At 36.3% G+C, this 24,619-nt stretch carries 21 protein-coding genes; 15 read left to right on the top strand and 6 right to left on the bottom strand.

Annotated elements, in window-relative coordinates; all coding sequences use genetic code 11:
• Positions 1-206: 206 nt before the first annotated feature.
• Both LUA90_RS04585 and LUA90_RS04580 read right to left on the bottom strand, forming a co-directional pair.
• Entirely contained in the window at positions 207-500 is a 294-nt protein-coding gene (locus tag LUA90_RS04585) for a putative quinol monooxygenase (protein WP_231490443.1), read from the bottom strand.
• Between the two features lie 578 nt (positions 501-1,078).
• Positions 1,079-1,660, bottom strand: coding sequence for a Crp/Fnr family transcriptional regulator (locus LUA90_RS04580; RefSeq protein ID WP_231465652.1), 582 nt, complete (start codon positions 1,658-1,660; stop codon positions 1,079-1,081).
• A 147-nt stretch (positions 1,661-1,807) separates the two neighbouring features.
• On the opposite strand from LUA90_RS04580, the gene LUA90_RS04575 reads away from it, so the two are divergent.
• From LUA90_RS04575 to obgE, 3 genes are all read left to right on the top strand, one after another.
• Positions 1,808-2,875: an SDR family oxidoreductase gene (locus LUA90_RS04575; protein ID WP_231465654.1), complete on the top strand. Its 1,068-nt coding sequence runs from the start codon at positions 1,808-1,810 to the stop codon at positions 2,873-2,875.
• A 323-nt stretch (positions 2,876-3,198) separates the two neighbouring features.
• Positions 3,199-3,768, top strand: coding sequence for an adenylate kinase (locus LUA90_RS04570; RefSeq protein WP_231465656.1), 570 nt, complete (start codon positions 3,199-3,201; stop codon positions 3,766-3,768).
• A 178-nt stretch (positions 3,769-3,946) separates the two neighbouring features.
• Positions 3,947-4,942 carry a GTPase ObgE gene (gene obgE / locus LUA90_RS04565; protein ID WP_231465658.1) on the top strand — a complete coding sequence of 332 codons (996 nt, stop codon included), beginning with the start codon at positions 3,947-3,949 and terminating at the stop codon, positions 4,940-4,942.
• An 82-nt stretch (positions 4,943-5,024) separates the two neighbouring features.
• Here the strand turns inward: obgE and LUA90_RS04560 are convergent, their stop codons facing one another.
• Both LUA90_RS04560 and LUA90_RS04555 read right to left on the bottom strand, forming a co-directional pair.
• A complete protein-coding gene (locus LUA90_RS04560; RefSeq protein WP_231490441.1) occupies positions 5,025-5,774 on the bottom strand; it encodes a YdcF family protein in 750 nt (249 codons plus the stop codon).
• 49 nt (positions 5,775-5,823) lie between these two features.
• On the bottom strand, positions 5,824-6,189 hold the full coding sequence (locus tag LUA90_RS04555; protein ID WP_231490439.1) for a YtxH domain-containing protein: 366 nt from the start codon (positions 6,187-6,189) through the stop codon (positions 5,824-5,826).
• A gap of 474 nt (positions 6,190-6,663) precedes the next feature.
• On the opposite strand from LUA90_RS04555, the gene LUA90_RS04550 reads away from it, so the two are divergent.
• The 4 genes from LUA90_RS04550 to LUA90_RS04535 all read left to right on the top strand — a co-directional run bounded on the left by LUA90_RS04550 (position 6,664) and on the right by LUA90_RS04535 (position 11,651).
• Entirely contained in the window at positions 6,664-7,044 is a 381-nt protein-coding gene (locus LUA90_RS04550) for an OsmC family protein (protein WP_231490437.1), read from the top strand.
• 251 nt (positions 7,045-7,295) lie between these two features.
• A complete protein-coding gene (locus LUA90_RS04545; protein WP_231490435.1) occupies positions 7,296-8,549 on the top strand; it encodes a DUF2130 domain-containing protein in 1,254 nt (417 codons plus the stop codon).
• A 137-nt stretch (positions 8,550-8,686) separates the two neighbouring features.
• The gene (locus tag LUA90_RS04540) at positions 8,687-10,819 is read left to right on the top strand and encodes a glycoside hydrolase family 97 protein (RefSeq protein ID WP_231490433.1); all 2,133 of its coding nucleotides are present in this window, start codon (positions 8,687-8,689) and stop codon (positions 10,817-10,819) included.
• 355 nt (positions 10,820-11,174) lie between these two features.
• Positions 11,175-11,651: an acyl-CoA thioesterase gene (locus LUA90_RS04535; RefSeq protein WP_231490432.1), complete on the top strand. Its 477-nt coding sequence runs from the start codon at positions 11,175-11,177 to the stop codon at positions 11,649-11,651.
• Between the two features lie 228 nt (positions 11,652-11,879).
• Here the strand turns inward: LUA90_RS04535 and LUA90_RS04530 are convergent, their stop codons facing one another.
• Positions 11,880-13,463: a M1 family metallopeptidase gene (locus LUA90_RS04530; protein WP_231490430.1), complete on the bottom strand. Its 1,584-nt coding sequence runs from the start codon at positions 13,461-13,463 to the stop codon at positions 11,880-11,882.
• Positions 13,464-13,959: 496 nt separating this feature from the next.
• Between LUA90_RS04530 and LUA90_RS04525 the strand changes: the two genes are divergently transcribed.
• From LUA90_RS04525 to LUA90_RS04495, 7 genes are all read left to right on the top strand, one after another.
• On the top strand, positions 13,960-16,428 hold the full coding sequence (locus tag LUA90_RS04525) for a PIG-L family deacetylase (protein WP_231490428.1): 2,469 nt from the start codon (positions 13,960-13,962) through the stop codon (positions 16,426-16,428).
• A gap of 49 nt (positions 16,429-16,477) precedes the next feature.
• Positions 16,478-16,690 carry a hypothetical protein gene (locus LUA90_RS04520; protein ID WP_231490426.1) on the top strand — a complete coding sequence of 71 codons (213 nt, stop codon included), beginning with the start codon at positions 16,478-16,480 and terminating at the stop codon, positions 16,688-16,690.
• Complete coding sequence (locus LUA90_RS04515) at positions 16,671-17,108, top strand: putative toxin-antitoxin system toxin component, PIN family (protein ID WP_231490425.1); 438 nt, start codon at positions 16,671-16,673, stop codon at positions 17,106-17,108. Before LUA90_RS04520 ends, LUA90_RS04515 begins: the two co-directional genes overlap by 20 nt.
• Positions 17,109-17,215: 107 nt before the next feature.
• On the top strand, positions 17,216-18,907 hold the full coding sequence (locus tag LUA90_RS04510; RefSeq protein WP_231490423.1) for a sodium:solute symporter: 1,692 nt from the start codon (positions 17,216-17,218) through the stop codon (positions 18,905-18,907).
• 35 nt (positions 18,908-18,942) lie between these two features.
• A complete protein-coding gene (locus LUA90_RS04505) occupies positions 18,943-19,461 on the top strand; it encodes a DUF2911 domain-containing protein (protein ID WP_231490421.1) in 519 nt (172 codons plus the stop codon).
• A gap of 155 nt (positions 19,462-19,616) precedes the next feature.
• Positions 19,617-21,695: a glycoside hydrolase domain-containing protein gene (locus LUA90_RS04500; RefSeq protein ID WP_231490419.1), complete on the top strand. Its 2,079-nt coding sequence runs from the start codon at positions 19,617-19,619 to the stop codon at positions 21,693-21,695.
• Between the two features lie 367 nt (positions 21,696-22,062).
• Positions 22,063-22,518, top strand: coding sequence for an NUDIX domain-containing protein (locus tag LUA90_RS04495; protein WP_231490418.1), 456 nt, complete (start codon positions 22,063-22,065; stop codon positions 22,516-22,518).
• Between the two features lie 3 nt (positions 22,519-22,521).
• Here the strand turns inward: LUA90_RS04495 and LUA90_RS04490 are convergent, their stop codons facing one another.
• Complete coding sequence (locus tag LUA90_RS04490) at positions 22,522-23,622, bottom strand: DNA alkylation repair protein (RefSeq protein WP_231490416.1); 1,101 nt, start codon at positions 23,620-23,622, stop codon at positions 22,522-22,524.
• A gap of 94 nt (positions 23,623-23,716) precedes the next feature.
• On the opposite strand from LUA90_RS04490, the gene LUA90_RS04485 reads away from it, so the two are divergent.
• Complete coding sequence (locus LUA90_RS04485) at positions 23,717-24,571, top strand: NAD(P)-dependent oxidoreductase (RefSeq protein ID WP_231490414.1); 855 nt, start codon at positions 23,717-23,719, stop codon at positions 24,569-24,571.
• The last annotated feature ends 48 nt before the right edge of the window (positions 24,572-24,619 follow it).

Below are 24,619 nucleotides of genomic sequence, written 5' to 3'. Positions count from 1 at the left end.
AGATGGAGACAATGGAGAAGTTGAATTTAGCCTAATTTTGATATATTCCTGTGGAATAATACAGACATATTCAGGCAATATAATTCATTGATTAAGCTTTTTATAAGGTTTTTTTTATTTCAGTTCGGGGCGGAAATATAAATATGCATTCAACTAAGCTCAGATCCCCCGCCATCATGCATAGGAGATCTGGCTTTTATTTACATTTATTTAACGGCTAATAAGGTTACCTTTTCGATTACCGGCGGCGCAGCGAGCAGCTCATCTGCATGGGCCATCAAAGCCTTGGGGATTTCTCCGCCCAGATGTGCGTCGCGACCAGCTTCATCGGCAAAAGTATCGAATATTCCGAAATCAGACGGTCCGATCTGCAGTGCATACCAACGGATGGTTCCGGGCTCGGCTTCGGCCAATGGCAAGGCACTTTTGATAAAGTCGGCAACTTGTTGCTCTTTACCGGGTTTGGCCACCAGGCGGGCCAGCAATGCTAATTTTTCCATTTTGTTTATATTTAAGTGGGATTATTGGCGGCAAAAATTACCACCGTCATCAATGCTGCATGAATGGTGCCACGTTTTAATTTTAACTTCCAAATAATCAGACGATTAAGAATACAAACGATAAAGTGCCATAGGGGGACTGAAAGGGTTTAAATTTTTAATCTAAAGAAAATTTCATTTAAAACAACAGGCTATGGTGCGGATGGGATGATCCCAAAAGCGGCCACATGTTCAGCTCCAAACTAGACATTCCAGCAGAAAGCTTATCATGAATTTGATCTGCAGGAGTGCTTTTAATTTATAAGAAACAAAAATTTATGTTTTTGATGTGTGTACTTACAGATTTTTTAATCTTTTTTCTTCTTCCATGTCCGTTTTTATTTAAGCGTAAAGTCTTTGGGAAGAGGTTCCTGTGAAAACAGCTCACTTAGCCGAGTAATTTTCTTCAAATCTTCTATGAATTTTTTTGAGTTCAGTTCAAAAGGGGAGCACTAAAAGAGTTAAACTAAAAGGTTTAGCTCTTTTTTTTTGGATAATTTTTATTAGGAACCACTATGCTAATCCAATCGTAACGTTTATTATCTTCTAGAAAGTAAATTCTTTTTAATCCTACTCAATGTTTCAGGAGCGATTCCTAAATAAGAAGCTATTAGATTTTGTGGTATGCGTTCTATAATCTGTGGATTAGAAGCTGATAATTCGAGATAGCGTTCTTCGGCGCTTTGCGTAATGTTGCTCATTAACCTACGTTCTTTCGTTACCAAGCTATTCTGGTAAAGGATTCGAAAATAGCGATCCATAATAGGTACGGTTAAAGTTAAGGCTTCATAGTCCCTTTTTGAAAGCGTTAGTAGTTCAGAATGCTCAATGGCATCAATATTAAAAACAGAGGGTTCGCCATTCAAGAAACTATTAAAATCTGATAACCACCAGCCTTCCCATCCAAATATGTTCATGTGCTCAATACCTTTTTCATCAATATTATATGTTCTGAGCAAGCCTTTAGCAACAAAAACCATGTTCTTGCAAATTTCGCCCTCCTGCAATAAATATTGTTTTCTTCGTAATTTTCTGGCTGAAAAAAAACCTTCAATTAGTTGTTTATCATTGTCGGTAAGCGCAACTTTTTCTTCAATATGATTGAAAAGTACTTGAATCATCTGAAATAATTTTATATCAAAGATAGAGTTTTTAATGTGCTTGCTTTGATTTGCATCAAGTGTATTTGTTGATCCATATCAAGTCTGTTTCGTATTGCTAAAGGTAATTTTGTGTATTATAAAATTTAGGATTTATTTAAATATCATATGAGTAAAATAGCATTAGTAGTAGGCGCAAGTGGAATAGCAGGGAGTAACCTTGCCGAACAGTTGATAGCCGATGGTTGGAAAACTTATGGCTTAGCTCGAAGGCCGAATCTGGAAATTGAGCATTTGAATCCGATAGCAGCTGATCTTTTGAATATTGATAGTTTGAAATTAGGTTTAGCTGATATAAAACCCTCGCATGTTTACATCACTACCTGGATGCGCAATGATACTGAAGCAGAAAATATTAGGGTTAACAGCATGATGGTACGTAATCTTCTTAATGTTTTGTCTGTACAGAAATCAGTTGAACATGTAGCTCTGGTAACAGGTTTAAAACATTATTTGGGTCCGTTTGAGGCATACGCGAAAGAAGGTTTTTTACCAGAAACACCATTAAGAGAAGAACACCCAAGACTGAATATTGAAAATTTTTATTATGCTCAGGAAGATGAAGTTTACGCAGCAGCTGAGCGTGATGGCTTTACGTGGAGTATTCACAGGCCACATACGGTTATTGGAAAAGCGGTTGGTAATGCCATGAATTTAGGAACTACTTTAGCCGTTTATGCTACAATTTGCAAAGAAACAGGAAGGAAATTTAAATGGCCCGGCTCAGCAGCGCAATGGAATGGCCTATCTGATGTAACGGATGCGAAAGTATTAGCGAAACAACTAATTTGGGCATCAACCACTAAAGAAGCAAAAAATGAAGCTTTCAATGTGGTTAATGGTGATGTTTTTAGGTGGAGTAGATTATGGTTTCGCATTGCTGATTACTTTAAAATTGATGCAATAGGTTTTGAAGGTAATATTGAGCCGTTAGAAATAGCGATGAAAAATGATGCAGATATCTGGAAGAATATTTCGCAAAAGTTTGGTTTGAAAGAGGACGATATAAATCGTTTAGCTTCTGCATGGCATACGGATTTAGATCTTGGAAGGCCAATCGAAGTTATGACTGATATGTCGAAAAGCAGGGAAAAGGGTTTTCTCGTATATCATAATACCGAAAAGGCTTTTTATAACTTATTTGATACCTTAAAGAAAGACAAATTAATACCTTAATAAAGTTTCTAGCTTTAATGTTAAGCTAATTTATTACCAAGCCTTCAACTGAATAAATATAGAAACAGTTTTTTAGCTTGATTAATCAGCTCAATATTTAATGTTTTAAGAAATATTGACCAGAAGCAGCTGAATTTTAAGAAAATAATTTAGATAGTTTTTAAACTAGTATCAATTTCAAATTAATTATTGAATAATAAAAGTCATCTAAATTAATAATTATATATTTGCAGCCTTGAAAGGCAACACTTTGTGAGCTTTTTCAATTTTAGTGGAGCCAAAGGATTCGGCTCTTAATTTTAAAGACAACCTAAACCACGTTAATGCTTAATTTAGTTCTCTTTGGCCCTCCGGGGGCGGGTAAAGGCACCCAATCAGCAAAATTGATTGAAAAATATCAATTAGTACATGTTTCAACAGGCGACCTTTTTAGAGCGCACGTTAAAGGAGAGACAGAATTAGGAAAAAGAGTTAGCCAGTTATTAGCAGATGGAGAGTTGGTGCCAGATGCGATTACAATTGCAATGCTTGAAGAAGAAGTTGATAAAAACCCAGATGCAAAAGGATTTGTGTTTGATGGTTTTCCTCGTACCGTTCCTCAGGCAATTGAGCTCGATTTATTTTTAGAGCGTAAAGGCAGCAAAATTGCTGGTGTTATTGCTTTAGATGTAGATCAGGATGAATTAACCAAGCGCATTGCCGAACGCCATAAAATCAGTGGTCGTCCGGATGATGATGCAGAAAAGTTGAAAAAACGTATTTCTGAATACTTCGATAAAACCATCCACGTGTTACCATATTACCAGGAACAAGGAAAGTTAGAAAAAGTAAACGGAATAGGCGAGATAGATACAGTTTATAATAACCTTTGTTCGGTTATCGATAAATTTTAATAACACATTTTTTTAATACGAACATCCGCAGAAAAACAGGAGTTGTTTTTGCGGATGTTTGTTTTTTAACGATTTTTGTAAATCCAGAATCGTAAAAGTAAAACACAATATTTTATCGGCAATTTTGTAAATCCAAAACTGTCAATCCAAAATCGTAAATCTAAAATCGTCAATCAATATGTCACAGGGTTCAAATTTCGTAGATTATGTAAAAATTTGTTGCCGTTCTGGTAAAGGCGGAGCAGGTTCAGCGCATTTACATCGTGATATTTTAACATCAATGGGCGGACCTGATGGTGGTGATGGTGGTCGTGGTGGCCATATCATTGTTAAAGGAAGTATCCACATCTGGACATTATTGCACCTTAAATACCGTAAGCACATTATTGCTCAAGATGGTGGCGCTGGTGGCAGTTCTCACAAATTTGGTAAACAAGGGCAAGATGAGATTTTAGAAGTTCCGCTTGGAACAATTGCAAAAGATGCAGAAACCGGTGAAGTGCTTTTTGAGATTACCAAAGATGGCGAAACTAAAATTTTAACAGCTGGTGGTCGCGGTGGATTAGGTAATGCACATTTTAAAACATCTACACAGCAAACACCACGTTTTGCACAACCTGGTGAATCTGGTAAAGAAGTTTGGAACATTTTAGAATTGAAAGTTTTAGCTGATGTTGGTTTGGTTGGCTTTCCAAATGCCGGTAAATCTACCTTGCTTTCTGTCGTATCTGCTGCTAAACCAGAAATTGCCGACTATCCTTTTACCACAATTGTACCTAATTTGGGTATTGTAAGCTATCGTGGTGGCAAATCTTTCGTAATGGCCGATATTCCCGGGATTATTGAAGGGGCATCAAAAGGCAAAGGTTTAGGCTACCGTTTCCTTCGTCATATTGAGCGTAATTCTGTTTTACTTTTTATGGTTCCGGCAGATACAAGTCGTACCATTAAAGAGGAATACGAAATCCTTAAAAGAGAATTAGAATCTTACAATCCTGAATTAATGCAGAAGCCACACGTTTTAGCTATTACTAAATCAGATATGTTAGACGAGGAGTTAATGGCAGAAATGAAGCAGGATTTACCTAATATTCCGTCGATATTTATTTCATCAGTTGCACAAAAAAATCTTTTAGAATTAAAAGATTTGCTTTGGAAAGCGATTGAAGGATAACTTTTCAATTTTGATAATATAAATCTGAATTTGTTGGGAATCTTTTACGAGTTTTTTAAACCCATATTTCCAACATTCTCCATTAGCTTCTAATTTTATCTACTACCAGACCAACCCATTCCTTTAGTAGTATATTCCAGTTGTCGAATGCAGTGGAATTTGGTAGGAAATAGTCAGCAGGCTCATAGTCAGTTTCTCCTCTAAAATCCGTAGGGTAATAGTCTATTTGTTTTGTCGAATTTTTATTAAAAATGAGCTTAGCTCTTGGTATGTGCCATGCACTTGTGATAACCAAAACTGATGCTCCGGGCTTCAGTACCTCGATTTTGTTTAAACTAAATTTTGCATTTTCAACCGTATTTCTGCTCAAATTTTCAACTATAATAGCTGAATCCGGGATACCTATAAGTTTCAAATATTCAGTGGCTAAATCTGCTTCCTTAACTTTTGTATCAATCAAATTTGCATTTCCACTACTTAAAAGTATTTTGCCAATGCGGCCTTTTTTATATAGGGAAATGGCTTGGAGTAATCTATCACTCGCGCCTCCAAATTTAATTTCGTTGTTGCGTTTGTTAAGCCCGGAGAAGCCTCCAAGAACGACACCAACATCATAGTTTTTGTTTCCTTTAGGATAACTTGGCTCATATAGATTGAGGATTTCGCTAACGATAAAAATATTCGCAAAGAATAGTAAAATGCATATTGCAGAAACAAAAAACTGTTTCTTTCTCCTTTCACTATTTGCAATAAATGCAAGAAGCAAAAAAGCACAAAACCAGAAAAATGGTCTTAGAAGAAATAAAAGGATTTTGGAAAGAATAAAAAACATAATTGGCAAAATAATCTCATAAAACTAAGATTATTTTACCAATTCTATGTTATCCTTGCCCTTCTTGAACCTGGTGATTTTGATGAGCCTGATCTAAAATATCTTGAACATCAGATTTACGTTTTTTCTCCACTTTGTGTTTAAAATGTGGCACTTCATGCTCTACAATTTCTTCCTCAATCGCTTCAACGCCAAATACTTTTTCCTTTAACAAGTCGTATTTATCTTGAAAGCTGTAACGAAGATTTTTGGCGCCACCGGCAATTTTTCCTCGTGTACCTGCGCCACTGTCGGGTGCAAATAAAACACTAATTATTGCACCAGCGGCTAAACCAGCTACCACCGCAATTGCAATTTGAGCATTATTGTTAGATTTATGCTCTAAATATTTTCCAATTAATTTTCTGTATTTCATCTTTTTAATTTTTTTTATAATTACTTGAGATTCATAATAATGCCTGCTAATTGAACAATGAATGTGTTATAAAGTTTCAGGTTTTTAAAATAGTGAACAATAAAATTTTAGAGCGCTATACCTTTTTAAGAAACAAAATTTGCTCCCGCTTTTTCCTGCCTGTTCGGCAGGCAGGCGTTTCAATCTTTTTGCTAACTGTTGTCTGCATGGCCATTTATCAAGGTTGCTGCGAACAAAAAGTATTTCCGCTTCAATCGGGGCTAAAGAGCAAAAACAGTATTTCATTTTAACGGTTTGCAAGGCGCTTAACCATTTTTCTTAAACCTGATTTTAATGGAAAGCCCGAAAACGAGGAACGAGTGCGGACTTGGAATGGTAAGCAGGACTGAATTAGCCATATTAACAGAACCGTTCATTTTCAAAAAAAACAATTTGATTTTAACTAAGTTTATAATTCTTTAAATCGAATTTATAATGGTAAAAGCAACAATAAACAAAGAACATTACGCTTGCTCGGTAAATAACGGTTCGCACGAAATAATAGTAGATGAACCGGTAGAGTTAGGTGGAACACATAAGGGCATTGCGCCAAAAGGCCTGTTAATGGCCTCATTGGCATCATGTGTAGCCATAACTTTGCGCATGTATGTAGACAGAAAGGGCTGGGAGGTTGATAAAATTGAGGTTGAGGTGAACATGGGTATCGAGAATGCACAAAATATTTTCTTGGAAGAAATAACCTGCACCGGCAATTTGACAAATGAGCAAAAACAAAGACTGGAAGACATTGCCGCGAAATGCCCCGTAAGTAAAATATTAACAGCTGGTAACGAAGTACGTTCGAAAGTGCTTTAAATCAGTAAATTTAAATTTCTGGTTTTGCTAGGCGTTATTTTGAAGCCGATTTTTCCTCGGCTGAAGCAATCTCCTTTCAATATACTTTCTACAGAAATTGCTTCGTGCCTGGCAATAACGATATGCAACATTAAGTAAATTTTAGAAATTATTTAAAACTACGTGAAGCAATCGTAAAATTTACCAGTCGAGTTTAAGCACTTTCTTAATATCTTTGTCTCACTTCGGTTTTTTCTGAAGTATAATTATTTATGGCTACTGAAATTAAATGCCCAAGCTGTGCCCATGTTTTTCCGATGGAAGAAGCAATGGCCGAAGATTACAAGAAAGAACTGCGAGAGAAAATGGTTTCGTTTACGAAACAACGCGATAAGGAATTTCAGGAAAAAGTTGCATTATTAGAAAATGAGAAACTTCAGCAGCAGAAAATTTATGATGCCAAGTTGCTTGAAGAAAAAAATAAGTTAAAAAGCGATTTAGAAGAAAATTTGCGTAAAAGCATTGCATCTGATTTCGAAATGAAATTGCAAATGCTTGAAGGCAACGCAAAGGAGAATGAAGAAAAACTGAAACTTGCCCGCGAAAAGGAACTTGAATTTTTGCGACGTGAGCAAAGTTTAAAAGTGAAAGAAGAGGAGATGGAGCTTGCTTTTCAGCGTAAAATACAAGAGCAGCGTAACGAATTGGCAGAACAAATTCGCAAACAGGAAGCCGAAAAAAATAGTATTAAAGAAACTGAGCATCAGTTGCGAGTAAAGGAACTCGAAAAACAACTTGATGACCAGAAAAAGCTTGCCGAAGAAATGAAGCGCAAAGCTGAACAAGGTAGCATGCAGTTACAAGGCGAAGTGCAGGAATTAATTTTAGAGGAATTGCTACGCAGCAATTTTCCTTTCGATTTAATTGATGAAGTTGGTAAGGGCGTTCGTGGTGCCGATTGCGTACAGGTAGTGCGTAACCAATTCGGCCAGGAATGCGGCAAAATCATTTATGAAAGCAAGCGTACAAAAGATTTTGGTGGCGACTGGATTGAAAAACTGAAAAAAGACATGCGTAGCATGGGCGTTGATGTTGCGGTAATTGTAAGTCAGTGTTACCCAAAAGGTATGGATTGCTTTGGCCAGCGAGATGGCGTTTGGATATGCTCTTTTGAGGAAGTTAACGCAGTGGCATACGTTTTACGTGATGGAATTTTGCGTTTATCGAGCGCTATGAAATCGCAGGAAAACCGTGGCGAAAAAATGCACATGCTTTACGATTATTTGATGGGTGCAGAATTTTCTGAGCAGTGGAAAGCGATAAGAGAGGGTTTCATGAGCATGAAATTGTCTATCCAACGCGAACGTGATGCCATGGAACGTTTATGGAAAGCCCGTGAAAAACAACTCGAAAAAGTATTATTAAATGCTACACATATTCGTGGCTCAATTGAAGGCATTGCAGGTAGTGATAGCATTCAGTTAAGTTTAACTGATGATGAAGATGAAACCTTATTGTTGGAATAAGGACGAGTAACATTGATAAAAGAATTCGTCATTGCGAGGCACGAAGCAATCTTCTGGATAATTAATGAAAAGAGATTGCTTCGTGCCTCACGAAGACGACCTACACAAAACAGAATTACAAATAAAATTATAACAAAGTGAATAAAAACCTCAACAAATCCCTACAACTCTCTAAATTTTTGGTATTGATCTGCTTTTTCCTGTTTTCCGGGAACGTTTCCGGTCAGGAATTAAAATCGCCAGACGCCAATTTGGTGGTCAACTTTTCTTTAGCCGATGGTGGTGTGCCTACCTATAGTTTAAAGTATAAGGGCAAAGAAGTTATTAAAACCAGTAAGCTAGGTTTGGGGCTAAAAGAAGGTAAATCTTTACAAAATGGATTTACTATTTCTGATACCAAAATCACAACCTTTAACGAAACCTGGAAACCCGTTTGGGGCGAAGTGAAAGAGATTGTAAATCATTATAACGAGTTGGCAGTAACCTTAACACAAAAGGAAACCAATCGTTTTATTGTTGTTCGTTTGCGTTTATTTAATGATGGTTTGGGTTTCAGATATGAATTTCCTGAGCAAAAAAACTTAGATTATTTTGTTATTAAAGAAGAAAAAACGCAATTCGCTTTAGCCGGCGACCATAAAGCTTTTTGGTTACCGGGCGATTATGATACTCAGGAATACAGCACTGTTACTTCAAACTTATCAGAAGTGCGTGGTAAAATGAAAGCTGCGGTTACACCAAATGCATCGCAAACTACTTTTTCACCAACTGGTTTACAAACGCCTTTAATGATGAAGAGTAAAGATGGTTTGTACATCAATATTCACGAGGCTGCATTAATCAATTATTCTTTAATGTCGTTAAATCTTGATGATAAAAACATGGTTTTAGAATCGTGGTTAACACCAGATGCGGTAGGAGATAAGGGTTACATGCAGGCGCCATGCTTATCGCCCTGGAGAACGATTATTGTAAGCGATAAAGCCGGCGATATTTTAACGTCTAAGTTGACGTATAACTTAAATGAACCAACTAAATTTAAAGATGTATCGTGGATAAAACCTACAAAATATGTTGGCGTTTGGTGGGAAATGATTACAGGCAAAAGTACCTGGGCTTATAACGATTTAACCAGCGTTCAATTGGGTGTAACGGATTATTCTAAAACCAAACCTAACGGAAAACATGCTGCAAATACTGCTCATGTAAAAGAATATATAGATTTCGCAGCTGAGCATGGTTTGGATGGTGTTTTAGTTGAGGGATGGAATGAAGGTTGGGAAGATTGGTTCGGTAAAACGAAAGATTATGTTTTCGATTTCGTTACGCCATATCCTGATTTTGATGTTCAGGAACTTCATCGCTATGCAGCTAGTAAAAATGTTAAAATGATAATGCACCATGAAACATCTTCATCGGTACGTAATTATGAACGCCATTTAGATACGGCTTACAAATTTATGAAAGCCAATGGATACGATGCAGTTAAGAGTGGGTATGTTGGCAATATGATTCCTCGTGGCGAACACCATTATGGTCAGTGGTTAAACAACCATTATTTATACGCCATTCAAAAAGCTGCTGAATATAAAATTATGGTTAACGCACATGAGGCCGTTCGCCCTACGGGTTTGGCTCGTACTTATCCAAACTTAATTGGGAATGAATCTGCCCGTGGTACAGAATACGAAGCTTTTGGTGGTAACAATGCAGACCATACCACTATTCTACCTTTTACTCGCCTAATCGGCGGACCAATGGATTACACACCAGGTATCTTTGAAACCAAGGTTAGTGCTTACAATCCAGAAAATAATTCATTTGTACATACTACCATTGCCCGTCAGTTGGCTTTGTACGTAACCATGTACAGTCCGTTGCAAATGGCAGCAGATTTACCAGAAACTTACAATAAATATTTAGATGCTTTTCAATTTATTAAAGACGTTGCGGTAGATTGGGATGATACTAAAGTTTTGGAGGCTGAACCAGGTGACTACATCACATTTGCACGTAAAGCAAAAGGCAAAAATGATTGGTTTGTTGGAAGAACAAATGATGAAATTGCCCGCACATCGAAGATAGATTTCAGCTTTTTAGATGCCGGAAAAAAATACACGGCAACAATTTATGCAGATGCAAAGGACGCGCACTATGAAACAAATCCAAAAGCCTATACCATTCGCAAAATGGAAGTTACCAATAAAACAAAATTAACTTTGAATTGCGCACCTGGCGGAGGTTATGCAATTAGCATTATGGCTAAATAAAATTTTTTACCGCAAAGAAGGCAACGTTTTTTGAAAAGACTTTTTAAGGAGTCGTTCCATTTTGGAACGACTTTTTTGTGTGAAATGCTCCCATAGATTTAAATGCTCCCGCAGATTTGAATAATTTACGCAGATATAATTTTCTCTGCGTTTTATCATACACTTGCCGTCATTGCGAGGCACGAAACAATCCCAAAACATTAATTAAAGGAGATTGCTTCGTGCCTCGCAATGACGTGCATGGTTATTGGGTAGTGGTAGTATATCAGTAGTTTTTTATCTAAAAATCCAACTTCTCTTTCTTTGCGTTTTCACTTTGCGTACTTTGCGGTTACTAAAAACAAACTCAACCGAAATGGCCAGAACAAAAAACCACATCGAATTACAATTTTTAAGTGAGCCATCTGACGTAAATTATGGTGGTAAAGTACATGGCGGCATGATGATGAAATGGATTGATCAGGCTGCTTTTGCTTGTGCCTTGCAATGGAGCGATTCATATTGTGTTACGGTTTATGTTGGTGGCATCAGGTTTTTTCATCCTGTACATATTGGGCATTTGGTAAAAATGGAAGCCAGAATTATTTATACAGGCAAAACCAGTATGCACATTGCTGTCGATGCCTATTCGAAACCTGTCGGAAAATCAGATTTCGTAAAAAATACACATTGCATTATTGTTTTTGTAGCAGTTAATGATGAAGGGCAGCCAAAGCAAATCCCACCCTTTAGCCCAAAAACAGAAAAAGAAATCGCTATGCATGGCTATGCAGTCAAGTTAATGGAGCTACGAAAAAGCATTGATAAAGAAATGGAACCTTATATAGCATAGAAGTAAATAACGGAATAAAAATAAGGCTGTAGAGCACGTAGGAACTCTAAAATTTTTAACGATTTAAATTAGGTAGTTTCATCATTCCCGCGAAAGGTGGGAATCTTAAAGCGGAAGAAATTAAATATAATACGCATTAGGATGCCCAGTCAATCTGAGCATGACGACCCATTGAACATTATTCGTTATTAACCCATTAAAATCAATTTTAATACAGCCTCTTTCCTATTATTTGAACTTTCCTTTTTGATTCAGCAAGGAGAAATACCTGTCTAAATTTACACCTAACGATTTCTCAAATGAAGCCTTAAAATCGGCTGGTGTAGGATGTTTATTCTTCCACTCGCTAAAATAAGCTTGAAAGGCTTTATCGAATTTTTCTTGTCCGATTTCAGCCTCTAAAATGTAAAGCCAAAGTGCTGTTTTAGCATAAGAAATTAAACCATATTCTTCAGAAGTTTTAAAATCTGCAGCCGGTGTTTCAATAGCCGATTCCATCGGAACGTTTGCCAGTGCACCATAAATGCTGGCCTGAAACTTATCTGCTGGCAACTCTTTAACATTTGCAGGAATTACATCGCCAAAAATAGAATTTGAACGATACTTTTCCGCCTCATATCTAAACTGATAAAACGTATTAAAACCTTCATCTTGCCAGGTGTGCATTCTTTCGTTGCTGCCAAGCATACTCATAAACCAATTGTGGCCAACTTCATGCGTAATTACACCATCTAAAGTCTCTTTTTTAGCATCCGGACTTGTTATTAAAGTAATGGTTGGATATTCCATTCCGCCACTGGCATTGTTTTTTGGTCCTTCAATGGCTTGAACCGTAGGGTATTCGTACTCACCAACCCATTTACTATATTTTTTGGTTGCATCTTTTATGTAATCGATACTATTTACCCATAGTGTATTTTTCTTATTGTGGTAAAAACTAAAAGCATCTACAACTTTTCCCGATGCCAATTGAACTGTATCATATTGCACAACCAAATCTTTATCTGCAAACCAGGCAAAATCAGGAACATTTTTTATAGAATAGGTTAACTTTTTAGTTTCAGATTTTCCATCATTTTTATAAAGTTCGGGTTTGTTGCCTCTGTTAGCTGTGTTTTTTGCGCCGATAGTTTTATAAGCCTTTAGTTCATCAGCGTTTTCTAAAACACCCGTTGCGCCTACAACATAACTTGAAGATAAAGTGATATTTACTTTGTAATCGGCATATTCGCTGTAAAATTCGCCCATATCCAAATAAGGAAATTCATGCCAGCCATCTTTATCAAAAACGGCAGGTTTTGGGTACCATTGCGTAATTATAAATTGGGTATCTGCAAAGCCCGAGCGGGAAAAATAATTAGGCAGTTTTACATTAAAATCTGTCGAAATCGTAACAGAATCACCAGGTTTTAATGGTTCAGGAAGCAAAACTTTAATCACATCTATATACTGCGGGTTTGGGTGTGCTTCGGTTTTAGCCGTTTTACCGCCAACTTTAAAATTTAGCCCGTCAATACTTCCATAAGTAACATTTTTGAGTTTTTCTTTACGAGATGTATCCGTTTTTATTTGCTGAAAAAGTGCTGTAGATTCATTCTTGTACGCATTTGGCCAAATATGAAACCATATAAAATCCAAATTTGAAGGCGAATTATTTTTGTAAACAATGGTTTCAAAACCCTTTAAAGATTTCTCTTTATCGTTCAATGAAACATCAATGTTATAGGTTAAGTGCTGTTGGAAATAGTTCTGCTGAGCAAAAATTGAAAAAGTTAAAAAGGATACTATAATGGTTAGAAAGCTTTTACGCATAAGTTTTGTGTGAAATATTTAATCGGCTAATAAAGCAAATGAATTTTAAAAAGAACGAAATTATTTACAATAAATTTTTACAATTTTTCAGCTCTTTAAATTTTTGTTAGAAAATGAAATTTTCAATTCTTTGGCGGTTTGTAGTCCCGTTATTCGCTATATTTTTTTGTTAACGTTTGTGATAAATTATTAATTAGTGCTACAAAAAGGGTGCCGCTACTACCGTTTGCCTGTAGCAGGCATGGGATTATAAACGAATGGCGGTGCATTAAACGCTATCCATTTGCACAATATTGAGTTATTAGCCCCGATTGACGCGTAAAACGCCCGTTTTTTCGGGCTTTGAAGCAAAAGCGGGACTGGTGCAACCCAAAGATTACAAGACTTTGCGCTCCAAAAAATAAATCCTCAAGTATTTCGGTTTGTAATTTTTCAATACCTGCGCATTAAAATAAAAAGCATTTTAGCATCTTTGAAACAACACAAAGCAAATTCTATGTTTAAAGTTATAATTGCCGTACTCGGGTTGGGTTTCTTTTCCGCTATATGTTCGGCTCAACAAGTTCGCCCGGCTAAATCTGCTGAAATTTACAGGGATTTAAAAACGCTTAAACGAATGCCTAAAGTGCTTTATTTAGCAGCGCACCCAGATGATGAAAATACAGGCTTACTTTCCTGGCTAATTAATGAGCAAAATGTAGAAACAGGTTATTTATCGTTAACCAGAGGTGATGGTGGGCAAAATTTGCTTGGTACAGAACAGGGTGCAGCCTTGGGCCTAATTAGAACGCATGAACTTTTAGAGGCCAGAAGGCTTGATGGTGCGCAACAATTTTTTACCAGAGCTATTGATTTTGGTTTCTCAAAAAATACGGATGATACCTTTAAGCAATGGGATGCCGACAGCATTACAGCAGATGTAGTTTGGGTAATCAGAAAATTTCGTCCGGATGTGATTATTTGCCGTTTCCCTCCAACGGCGGCGGCAGGGCATGGGCAACATGCTGCATCGGCGGTTGTAGCCGAAAAGGCATTTAAACTGGCGGGAGATAAAAATGCATTCCCTGGTCAGTTAAAATATGTAAACGTTTGGCAGCCGAAAAGATTATTGTGGAATACATTTAGGTTTGGTGGTGTAAACACAACATCTGAAAACCAATTGAAAGCTGATGTTGGGCAATATGATGCGCAGTTGGGTATGGGCTACGGCGAACTTGCAGGTTTAAGCAGAAGTTTGCATAAAAGCCAGGGCGCCGGTACACAATCTGTTGCTGGTGTTAGAACTGAATATTTTAGCCATGTTTTAGGTGAACCAGCAAAAGCTACATTGTTTGATAAAATCCCTTTGAACTGGTCTGAAAAAGGGGTTGATGATGTAGATGATTTGATTGATGTGCTTTTACTTTCTTTTGATTACAATCATCCTGATAAAAGTTTACACGGCTTGTTAATGCTGCGTAAAAGGATTGTAGAACTGCAAGATGCAGATTTAAGAAAAGATAAACTTAAGGCAATTGATAAGATTATTTTAAGTTGTACGGGTTTTATGGGCGAGGTAGTGACCAACCAACCTGAGGCTATTGCCGGAAATAGTTACAATTTTAAATTAAATGTGATTTCAAGGTCAGCCAGTCCGGTTATTTTGGAGCAGGTAAACTGGATAAATCAAACCGATAATTTAAACCGAAGAATCTCTGGCGATTCGTTAGTCACCATCGAACGTAAAATACAAATACCTGCAGATGCAAAAATAACTGAACCCTATTGGTTAGAAAAGGCGGCAAAAAATGCAGCAACCTTTAGCGTTGCAAATGATACTTTAATTGGTTTAGCAGAAAATGAAGCAGCGCTTAATGTAAGTGTTGTATTAAAAATAGGCACTGATAAATTTGCGGTAAAGCTGCCGCTATCTTTTAAAAAGTTAGACCCGGTTAAAGGAGATGTTGTAGAGCAATTGCGGATTGTTTCGGCTTTAGATTTAGCCTTTACCGAACCGGTCTATTTTGCAAAGGATAAAGAAGGCTTAGCGATTACCTTAAAATTAAAAGCCAATAAAAATATTAATTACGGGAAGGTTAGTTTCAAAATTGGAAACACCATCGTAAAAACTTTTACAGGTGTAAACCTGGCAGAAAACACGGTTACCATTAAAGATTTTTTAATTCCTGCAGAAGATTTGGCAAAGATTAAAACTAGTCAGAATAAGCTCGAAGCTGTTTTTTCTTCAGAAACAAATGAATTTGCCAAAGGTCAGGTGCTTATTCAATATCCGCATTTGCCATCTTTGCAATACTTTGTACCGGCTACAACCTGGCTGTTGAAAGATGATGTTAAGGTATTGGCTAAAAAAGTAGGCTACATACAAGGCGCTGGCGATTTGATACCTGAATTTTTACGCCAGGCTGGTTTACAAGTTGATGTTTTAAACGAAGCAGATATTTTAAATGCTGTAAAATTGGCCAGTTATGATGCTGTTGTTACTGGCGTTAGGGTTATCAACACAGAAAAAAGGATTAAAAACTGGCAAGTTGCACTAAAAAGCTACATTGAAAATGGGGGTACAATTGTAATGCAATACAACACCACGCAAGATATGGCTTTGCAAAATTTTGGCGTTTATCCTTTCAATATCAGCGGCAAACGTGTTACTGAAGAAAACGCTGCGGTTAAGTTTCTAAATCCAAAACACAAGCTTTTAAATTACCCTAACAAAATTACGGCTGATGATTTTAATGGTTGGGTACAGGAGCGTGGCGCTTATTTTCCCGACCAATGGGATGTAAAATATGAACCGCTTTTTGAAATGAATGATACCGGCGAAGAACCTTTAAAAGGCTCTACACTTTATGCACAATTTGGCAAAGGAAACTTCATTTACACACCTTTAGCATTCTTTAGGCAGTTGCCGGCAGGGAATGTTGGGGCCGCAAGGTTGTTCTTTAACTTTATATCAGCAGGGAAGTAAAGGTTTTATTATTTTAATTCTTTTCTTTAAATTTGAGAATATGAATAGCATGAGAATCGATATATTAAATCCTAAAGCAACTAAGCTTTTGAAAGATTTGGCAGATCTAAATCTTATCGCTATTCAAAAAACCTCGAATAATGGTTTTGCTAGCGTACTAAAAAAAATTAGGTCTAAATCCAGTTCTATCCCAAACATTGATGAAATAAATAATGAGGTAGAAATGGTGAGAGCTAAACGTTATGCAAAGTCAGAAAAGTAGAATCATAATTGATACTAATCTTTGGATTAGCTTTTTAATTTCAAAAGACTTTTCTAAGCTCGATGAAATCATCTTTTCAGAAAAAGCAACTATACTTTTCAGTGAAGAATTATTGAGTGAATTTTTAGAAGTAATTCGCCGACCGAAACTTCGCAGATATTTTCAACAAGATGATTTAGAAAATTTGCTAGAAACATTGGATGAATATGCAGAATACGTAAATGTTAGTTCTGATGTACATTTTTGTAGAGATGAAAAGGATAATTTCTTGCTTTCTTTAGCTGTTGATGGCAATGCAGATTTTTTATTAACCGGTGATGCAGATTTACTTGTTTTAGATAAGATTGGAAAAACCAAAATCACCACAATTTCGGCATTCATGAATGATGATTTTAGTATAATTCTTAATAAACCCTAATTGAGGATGAAAAATAATTTTAAAAGTTGGAGAACCTGGTATATTCTCTTGGCGCTAGCCCTGGTGTTTCAGCTAGTATTTTATTATTTGTTTACAAAATTTTGGGCATGAGTAATATAGATTGGATTGTACTCATCATTACCTTGCTGGCTGTTGTGGTTTACGGCATTTTTATCGGCCGTGGGCAAAAAAGCAACGAATCATACCTAAAGGCCGATAACAAAATGCCCTGGTATATTGTGTTGCTTGGCATTATGGCTACACAAGCGAGTGCGATAACTTTTTTATCAGCGCCGGGTCAAGCTTATACCGATGGTATGCGTTTCGTACAGTATTATTTTGGTTTGCCATTGGCGATGATTGTAATCTGCATCACCTTTATTCCAATTTTTCAGCGATTAAATGTATACACGGCTTACGAATATTTAGAAAATCGATTTGATAAGAAAACGAGGGTGTTAACCTCTTTATTATTTCTTTTTTCGAGAGGTTTATCTACCGGAATCAGCATTTATGCACCAAGTATAATTTTATCAAGCGTTTTAAACTGGAATATTTATTTAACCAATATTTTAACCGGCGGAATACTTTTAATTTATACTTATGTTGGTGGCGCAAAAGCCATTGCGCATACTCAAAAGCTACAATTCTTAATTATTTTGGGAACAATGACCTTCGCAGGGTATTTGTTGGTGCAAAACATGCCAAACGGTATTGGTTTTAGTGATGCATTATACCTTGCAGGTAAATCCGGAAAGCTTAATGTAATTACTACTGATTTTGATTGGAAAGACAAATACAACATTTGGAGTGGCTTAATCGGTGGTTTTTTTCTGGCACTTTCCTATTTCGGTACAGACCAAAGTCAGGTAGGCCGATACATAACTGCAAAAGATAATACAAATGCTAAAATGGGTTTGCTTTTAAATGGCTTAGTCAAAATCCCCATGCAATTCGCAATTCTGTTAATTGGTGCTTTACTTTTTGCATTTTTCTCTTTAAAACCAGCGCCAATTTATTTTAATGAGCGTTCTTATCAGTTTTTGAAAGATAAACAACCTCAGCAGGCTCTGGCTTTTGAAAAGGAACATCAATTATTACAAGCTAAATTTAATGCTCAATCTGCAGCAATTTTAGCTCAAAAGGATAAAGAAGCTCCCGAACTAAGCAATACAATTGCAGGTTTTAAGGCTACGCAAAACCAAGTAAAGGATTTACACAGCAGGGTAGAAACCGCTATTAACAGTTCAAATTTCAATGCTGAAAAAACGGACACGAATTATATCTTTCTCTATTTTGTAAGGAATACACTTCCCGTTGGGATGGTTGGATTACTTTTTGCCGTAATCTTTCTGGCGAGCTGGGGCTCCATTTCTGCTGCATTAAATTCTCTTGCGGCTTGTTCTTTAAAAGATGTACACTTAATTTTTAGTAAAAGGCAAATTGATGATGCAACAGAACTAAAATATAGCCGGTTACATACGCTTGGTTGGGGTATTTTCTCAATCGCTGTCGCCATGTTTGCTACGCAAATGGGTTCGTTAATCGAAGCCGTGAATGTTTTAGGCTCACTGTTTTATGGTCCGATTTTGGGAATTTTTCTGGTCGCTTTCTATTTTAAAAAGATTGATGGTAAACTGGTTTTTATTTCAGCCATATTATCAGAAATCGCTGTTATTGCCGTTTATGAATTCGATGTCGTTTCCTTTTTATGGTTAAATGTAATTGGAGCGGCGGCGGTAATTGCATTTTCGACTTTAGGATTATTATTTTATCGACCTAAAGCATTAAATTCGTAAAATACAAAACAACAAAAACAGATAATTATATTACTATGAAAACCACAATTAAATCTATTGCGCTGCTTTTTGCAGCAATTACCATCTCGGCGAGTGCTATGGCTCAGGATGCTAAAAAACCAGCAAGTCCGGCGGCAACAGCTACGGGAAAAATTAAAGATGCAACTATTACGATTGCTTACAGTAGCCCATCAGTAAAAGGTCGTAAAATTTGGGGCGGCTTAGAGAAATACGACGTTGTTTGGCGTGCAGGAGCAAATGATGCAACTACTTTCGAAACCGATAAAAACATCACCGTACAAGGTAAAGCTTTACCAGCAGGAAAGTACAGTTTCTTTTTAATTCCAAGAGAAAGTGGTACATGGACAGCAATTTTTAATAAAGAACCAAAGCAATGGGGTGCTTACAAATACGAAGAAGCTAAAGATGCTTTACGTGTTGATGTTAAAGTTAAAGCATTAAAAGCTACACAAGAAACATTGGTTTACAAAGTTAATAAAGGTGGTTTTACTATGGAGTGGGATAAAATATCTGTGCCGGTATCCATTAAATAAATTTAGTATTTAAAATATTTAGGCCATTCTGTTTATTCAGAATGGCTTTTTTTTTGGTTTTTTAATCGCTTAAAGAGGATAAAATATAATAGAGGATTAACCTTAAAATCTATAATTTAGCTGGCACAAATCCTCCAAAAAATTATTGATAACACATGAGAAGAATTTTAACCTCCATTTGCTTTCTAATCTACTTAAACGTTTTAGCTCAAAGCAAATCAGCTAGTTTTTCAGTTTCTACCAATCGCCCGGTAGATTTAGTTAACGTGTTTTTAGGTTCTTCTGGCGATCATGGTCAAATGTCGCCGGCTGCCTCATACCCATTTAGCATGCTCAGTATTTGTCCGCAAACCTATCCCAAAACCCATCCCGGTTATGAATATTTAGCCAAAAAATTTGAAGGTTTCACTCACAATCGTTTTGAAGGTGTGGGTTGCCAGGGATCGGGTGGGAATATTTTTATCAAACCATTTTTGGGTACAGAGCCCATGAAATCAGTTTTGTTAAAATCGGCAGAAAAAGCTTCACCAGGCTATTATGCAGTAGAATTTGAAAATAAAATACAAGCAGAATTCACGGTTTTAGGAAATGCCGGCAAACATGCTTATCAATTTCCAACGGGAGAAAAAGGATTTTACCTTGATTTGGCTTATGCTTTTAACGGCGCTTTTGTTTCTGAAGAGCATGACGTTAAAGCTAATGTGGTTAGCGGAACACTAGTTTCAAAAACCACTTGTAACGTTGGTAAATATCGATTGTATTACTATTTGGAGCTTAATGAAAATGCAAAATGGCAAGAACAAGGCAACCATAAATTAATTGCCATGTTAAATAATGCTTCTACAACTGCAGGAATTAACATTGCCTTTTCTTCTGTAAGTGTAGAAGCTGCAAAGCAATCCATTAATAAAGGCTCTTTTGAGATGATGAAAACACAGAGCAGTAAGGATTGGAATACTAATTTGAGTAAGATAGCAGTTGAGGGAAACCTCGAAAATGCAAAGCTTTTTTACTCTTTGTTGTATCGTACCATGCAATCGCCTTATGTAATTTCTGAAACTGATGGACAATATCGAAACACCAAAGGCGAATTAAAGAAAGACACAGCAACCAGGTATAATGGTTGGGCCATTTGGGACAATTACCGTACGCAATTGCCTTTACTTTCTATAATCACACCAGAACGTTATCAGGGAATTGTAACCTCAATTGCCGATTTATATAATTCGGGAAAGAAGGATTATGCAGGCCAAACAGAGCCTTCAAATACTGTTAGGACCGAACACGCTATCGTGGTTTTACTGGATGCTTATCGCAAGGGTTACAAAGTTGATTTTAAAAGCATTAGCGATTCTTTGATTAAAGAAGTAGATGGTTTAGATTATAAATCTCCTGATAAAGCATTAGAATCAAGTTACGACAATTGGGCGCTTTCTGAAATTTTTAAAATCCAGAATAATAAAGAAAAAGCGCAGCATTATCTAAATAAAGCATTAGAGTATAAAACGTACTGGAATAAGGATTTTAAAGATTTAACAAAAAACGATGTGGATAGAATGCAGGCCAGAGGCTTGTATCAAGGTACAATCTGGCAATACCGATGGTTTGTACCATACGATTTTAAGGGTTTGATTGAACTGGATGGCGGTGAAGAAAATTACTTAAAAAACTTAGATCAATTCTTTGAACGCGATTTGTACAACCATGCCAATGAACCTGATTTGCAAGCACCATTAATGTATAACGTGACTAAAGCGGGTTATAAATCGCAGGATTGGATGCACCAGCTAGCCGCTGATACGGTAATTCAAAATTATTTTAACGATAACAGCAGAGGCATTGGTTCATTTATTGGTAAAATCTATCAGAATAAACCACAAGCTTACGTACGTACAATGGATGACGACGCTGGCGCAATGTCTGCCTGGTACGTGTTTACAGCAAGTGGTTTTTCGCCGCCTTGTGTGGGCTGGCCAGTCTATTATTTAAATGTTCCGCTGTTTAAATCTGTAACTTATAAAGTAAAGGCTAATAAAACTTTCAAAGTAGAGGTAGAGCATTTTAGCCTTAAAAATAAATACATCAAAGAGGTTTATCTCAACGGAAAAAAAATTACTAAGAATTACATCACACAAGATGAAATAAATGGTGGTGGCATTTTAAAAATCGTGGCTTCGGCTACACCAGTTATTACTTCGCAAACCGAAAATTGGATTTCAAGTCTGGAGAAATAATTTTGATTTGTTGATTTATAGTCAGTTTGCTTTTTATTTGTTTGAACACAAAACAAAAAGGATTTAAGGGGTGTTCTTCCTGTAAAACATATTACATCCCATGGCCCCTTTAAATATAGACGAGATTAAGAACGACACATTAACACGTACAAGTGTAGTAGAACAAAACAATCAAAATCAACAAGAAATGCATCCAGAGGCATATAAGGTAAAAGGACCGTCTCCAGAAAAAATGAAAACGGTTTCAGAGTCATTACGTACTTATGCTCACGGAATATACGGATTACTTTAATCGTTAAACGATTTGAAGCTTGAAAGCAATCTGAAAAAACCAGGTTGCTTTTTTGTTTAATTTAGAATTTTAGTTTTGAAACAAAGCGCAGGCATATTAGCTTTCAGGATGATTGGAAAAACGTTAGAATTTTTTCTGGTACATCCTGGCGGACCATTCTTCTCTAAAAAAGATTTAGGCGTGTGGACCATACCCAAGGGCGAATTGCAGGAAGATGAAGAAATGCTCAGTGCTGCAATACGCGAATTTGAAGAAGAAACATCCATCAAATTGAAAGGTCATTTTACACCATTAAAACAGATAACGCAAAAAGGTGGGAAGAAGGTTTCTTGTTGGGCAATTCAATCTGATTTTGATTCTTCAAACATTATAAGTAATACTTTTGAAATGGAATGGCCTCCGCGAAGCGGAAAAAAGCAACAGATACCCGAAATAGATAAAGGAGAATGGTTTAGCTACGCGGAGGCAAAATTAAAAATTAATGAAAGGCAAATTCCATTTCTTGATGAAGTTATGGAACAATTTAGTTAAGCATTAAGCCAGTTCGAAAGTGGAAACTTCTTTCTCTACACCATTAATAATAATGGAAATTTGATGTTTGCCTGGATAAAATTTCCTGGTGGTAATTAATACAAATTTTTGTTTCCTGTTTACCATTAAACTTGTTCCAGGCAAATATTCGCGTTCAGAAATTTTAAAAACTTTTTTGCTGAGTTGCCCATTTTGTTTCATATAATAAACGCCGTATTCCAATCTTATTTTTTGTGGAGTTTTGTTTGCATTAGCGATGTTAAAAGTAAATTCCAAATTACCACCAATATTTACCACCGGCGTTAGCACTTTAAAATCTGAAAGATTTATGCCCTTATCGCTCAAACCATAATGTTTTAAAATTTCGGTATGTCCTTGTTTTAACAATGTACGGCAACCATGTTTTATAATGGCATCAGTTTCTTTACTCAAACCAGTCCATCTTTTGGCAACTTCTAAAACAACATCAGGATTATCTTTTGCAATGTCGTTCAGGTTATTTGCAACACTTCGGCGAACGTATTCTGAAGCATCAGCTTTAAGATTTTCGAGGATGGGCAATACTTTTGAAACATCTTTTTTTAAGAACGGAATACCCATCGCCCAGGGTAAACGCGGTCTGCTGCCTTCGCTTGCCAATCGCCTAACCTTATGGTTATCGTGTTCAGACCATCTTAGCATTTCATCAAGCATCGCATCCCCATATTTCAAAATAAACGGACGAACGGCAAATTCGCAACTTGTAAATTGGGTGGTAAATTCCAGAGCTTTCACTGCATTTTCAAAATCTTCCAAACCATAGCTTTCAATGTAATCAGGCAAAAACATATAAGTTAATGAATCTTCTCCAATGCCTTCCATTCTCAACTGTTTAATGATGGCTTCTAAAAATAATCTGCTTTCGGCAAATCTTTCCGGCATAAAATGATGCAAAACCTTTGTTGTATGCTTCATCCGTTCCTTTAATTCTTTCGATTCAAAATCCGGACTATAGATTGCTTTTATAAACTTATTTTTATCAAAACCAGGCAATGTTTTGCTTAAAACATTTGATAACTTTTCGTAGAAATTAGGAGAATATAAATCTTTTAAAAGGTAGCTCATTGTTAAATAAATATGCCACAAAGTAACTTATAATTTTACTCAGGTTTAAAAAAGCTTTTGCACAATCAATGGAGTTTTTGTTGATATTTGTGAGATGGAAAAATTAAATATCGGATGGATTGGTTTAGGCAATATGGGTAAACCAATGTCGGCACAATTGATTAAGGCAGGTTATAAACTTACGGTGTTTAATCGTAATAAAGATAAAGCACAAAGCCTTTTAGATTTGGGTGTGGAAGTGTCTGCAAGTCCAGCTGATTTATTAAAACTAAACGATATTGTTTTTTTAATGGTTTCTGATGATGAAGCAATTAAACAAATTTTTACAGGAGCCGAGGGCTTATTGGAGCAGGATTTAAGCAATAAAATTATTGTAAATATGAGTACGGTTTCGCCTGGCATAAGCAAGGAAATGGCTTTGCTTTGTAAAGCAAAAAATGGCACTTATCTGGATGCGCCAGTATCTGGAAGTGTGAAGCAAGCTGAAACCGGTACTTTGGTTATTATGGTTGGCGGCGATGAAGCAGCATTTAATGAGGTAAAACCAATATTTGATAAACTAGGAAAACTAGCAATGTTGGTTGGGGAAACAAGCGCTGGGAATAATGCAAAACTTGCCATTAACGGTTTATTAGCACTACATGCTCAAGGTTTGGCGGAAGCAGTTTTGTTCGCTCAATCTAAAAATATAGATACTCAAAGCTTACTTACATTGATAGAAAATAGTGCAATAGGGAATATCTTTAGTAAAATAAAAGGTGAAGCAATTTTAAACGATAATTATAATGCCGCTTTTGCTTTAAAGCACATTGTTAAAGATTTAAATCTGGCTAAAAATGAAGGTTTAAATACACCTTTAGCAAAAACAGCTTTAAATACATTTGAAAAAGCAGCTCCGGAATATGAAAATGAGGATATTATCGCTGTTTTTAAAGCAATGAAATCATAACTTAAGTGCCTCAGAAATAATTAAATAAGTATTGAAAACTTTATAAAA

This window comes from Pedobacter sp. Leaf170, from assembly GCF_920984665.1.
In the GTDB taxonomy this organism is placed as follows: domain Bacteria; phylum Bacteroidota; class Bacteroidia; order Sphingobacteriales; family Sphingobacteriaceae; genus Pedobacter.
This window is presented reverse-complemented; position numbering and strand designations above follow the sequence as displayed.

Excerpts from the sequence above, each read along its gene's own strand:
- LUA90_RS04525 (WP_231490428.1), top strand. The coding sequence starts at position 13,960 with ATGTTTAAAGTTATAATTGCCGTACTCGGGTTGGGTTTCTTTTCCGCT.
- LUA90_RS04500 (WP_231490419.1), top strand. The coding sequence starts at position 19,617 with ATGAGAAGAATTTTAACCTCCATTTGCTTTCTAATCTACTTAAACGTT.
- LUA90_RS04545 (WP_231490435.1), top strand. The coding sequence starts at position 7,296 with ATGGCTACTGAAATTAAATGCCCAAGCTGTGCCCATGTTTTTCCGATG.
- LUA90_RS04535 (WP_231490432.1), top strand. The coding sequence starts at position 11,175 with ATGGCCAGAACAAAAAACCACATCGAATTACAATTTTTAAGTGAGCCA.
- LUA90_RS04520 (WP_231490426.1), top strand. The coding sequence starts at position 16,478 with ATGAGAATCGATATATTAAATCCTAAAGCAACTAAGCTTTTGAAAGAT.
- LUA90_RS04505 (WP_231490421.1), top strand. The coding sequence starts at position 18,943 with ATGAAAACCACAATTAAATCTATTGCGCTGCTTTTTGCAGCAATTACC.
- LUA90_RS04515 (WP_231490425.1), top strand. The coding sequence starts at position 16,671 with ATGCAAAGTCAGAAAAGTAGAATCATAATTGATACTAATCTTTGGATT.
- LUA90_RS04585 (WP_231490443.1), bottom strand. The coding sequence starts at position 500 with ATGGAAAAATTAGCATTGCTGGCCCGCCTGGTGGCCAAACCCGGTAAA.
- LUA90_RS04575 (WP_231465654.1), top strand. The coding sequence starts at position 1,808 with ATGAGTAAAATAGCATTAGTAGTAGGCGCAAGTGGAATAGCAGGGAGT.
- LUA90_RS04490 (WP_231490416.1), bottom strand. The coding sequence starts at position 23,622 with ATGAGCTACCTTTTAAAAGATTTATATTCTCCTAATTTCTACGAAAAG.
- LUA90_RS04485 (WP_231490414.1), top strand. The coding sequence starts at position 23,717 with ATGGAAAAATTAAATATCGGATGGATTGGTTTAGGCAATATGGGTAAA.
- LUA90_RS04580 (WP_231465652.1), bottom strand. The coding sequence starts at position 1,660 with ATGATTCAAGTACTTTTCAATCATATTGAAGAAAAAGTTGCGCTTACC.
- LUA90_RS04550 (WP_231490437.1), top strand. The coding sequence starts at position 6,664 with ATGGTAAAAGCAACAATAAACAAAGAACATTACGCTTGCTCGGTAAAT.
- LUA90_RS04555 (WP_231490439.1), bottom strand. The coding sequence starts at position 6,189 with ATGAAATACAGAAAATTAATTGGAAAATATTTAGAGCATAAATCTAAC.
- obgE (WP_231465658.1), top strand. The coding sequence starts at position 3,947 with ATGTCACAGGGTTCAAATTTCGTAGATTATGTAAAAATTTGTTGCCGT.
- LUA90_RS04560 (WP_231490441.1), bottom strand. The coding sequence starts at position 5,774 with ATGTTTTTTATTCTTTCCAAAATCCTTTTATTTCTTCTAAGACCATTT.
- LUA90_RS04510 (WP_231490423.1), top strand. The coding sequence starts at position 17,216 with ATGAGTAATATAGATTGGATTGTACTCATCATTACCTTGCTGGCTGTT.
- LUA90_RS04570 (WP_231465656.1), top strand. The coding sequence starts at position 3,199 with ATGCTTAATTTAGTTCTCTTTGGCCCTCCGGGGGCGGGTAAAGGCACC.
- LUA90_RS04530 (WP_231490430.1), bottom strand. The coding sequence starts at position 13,463 with ATGCGTAAAAGCTTTCTAACCATTATAGTATCCTTTTTAACTTTTTCA.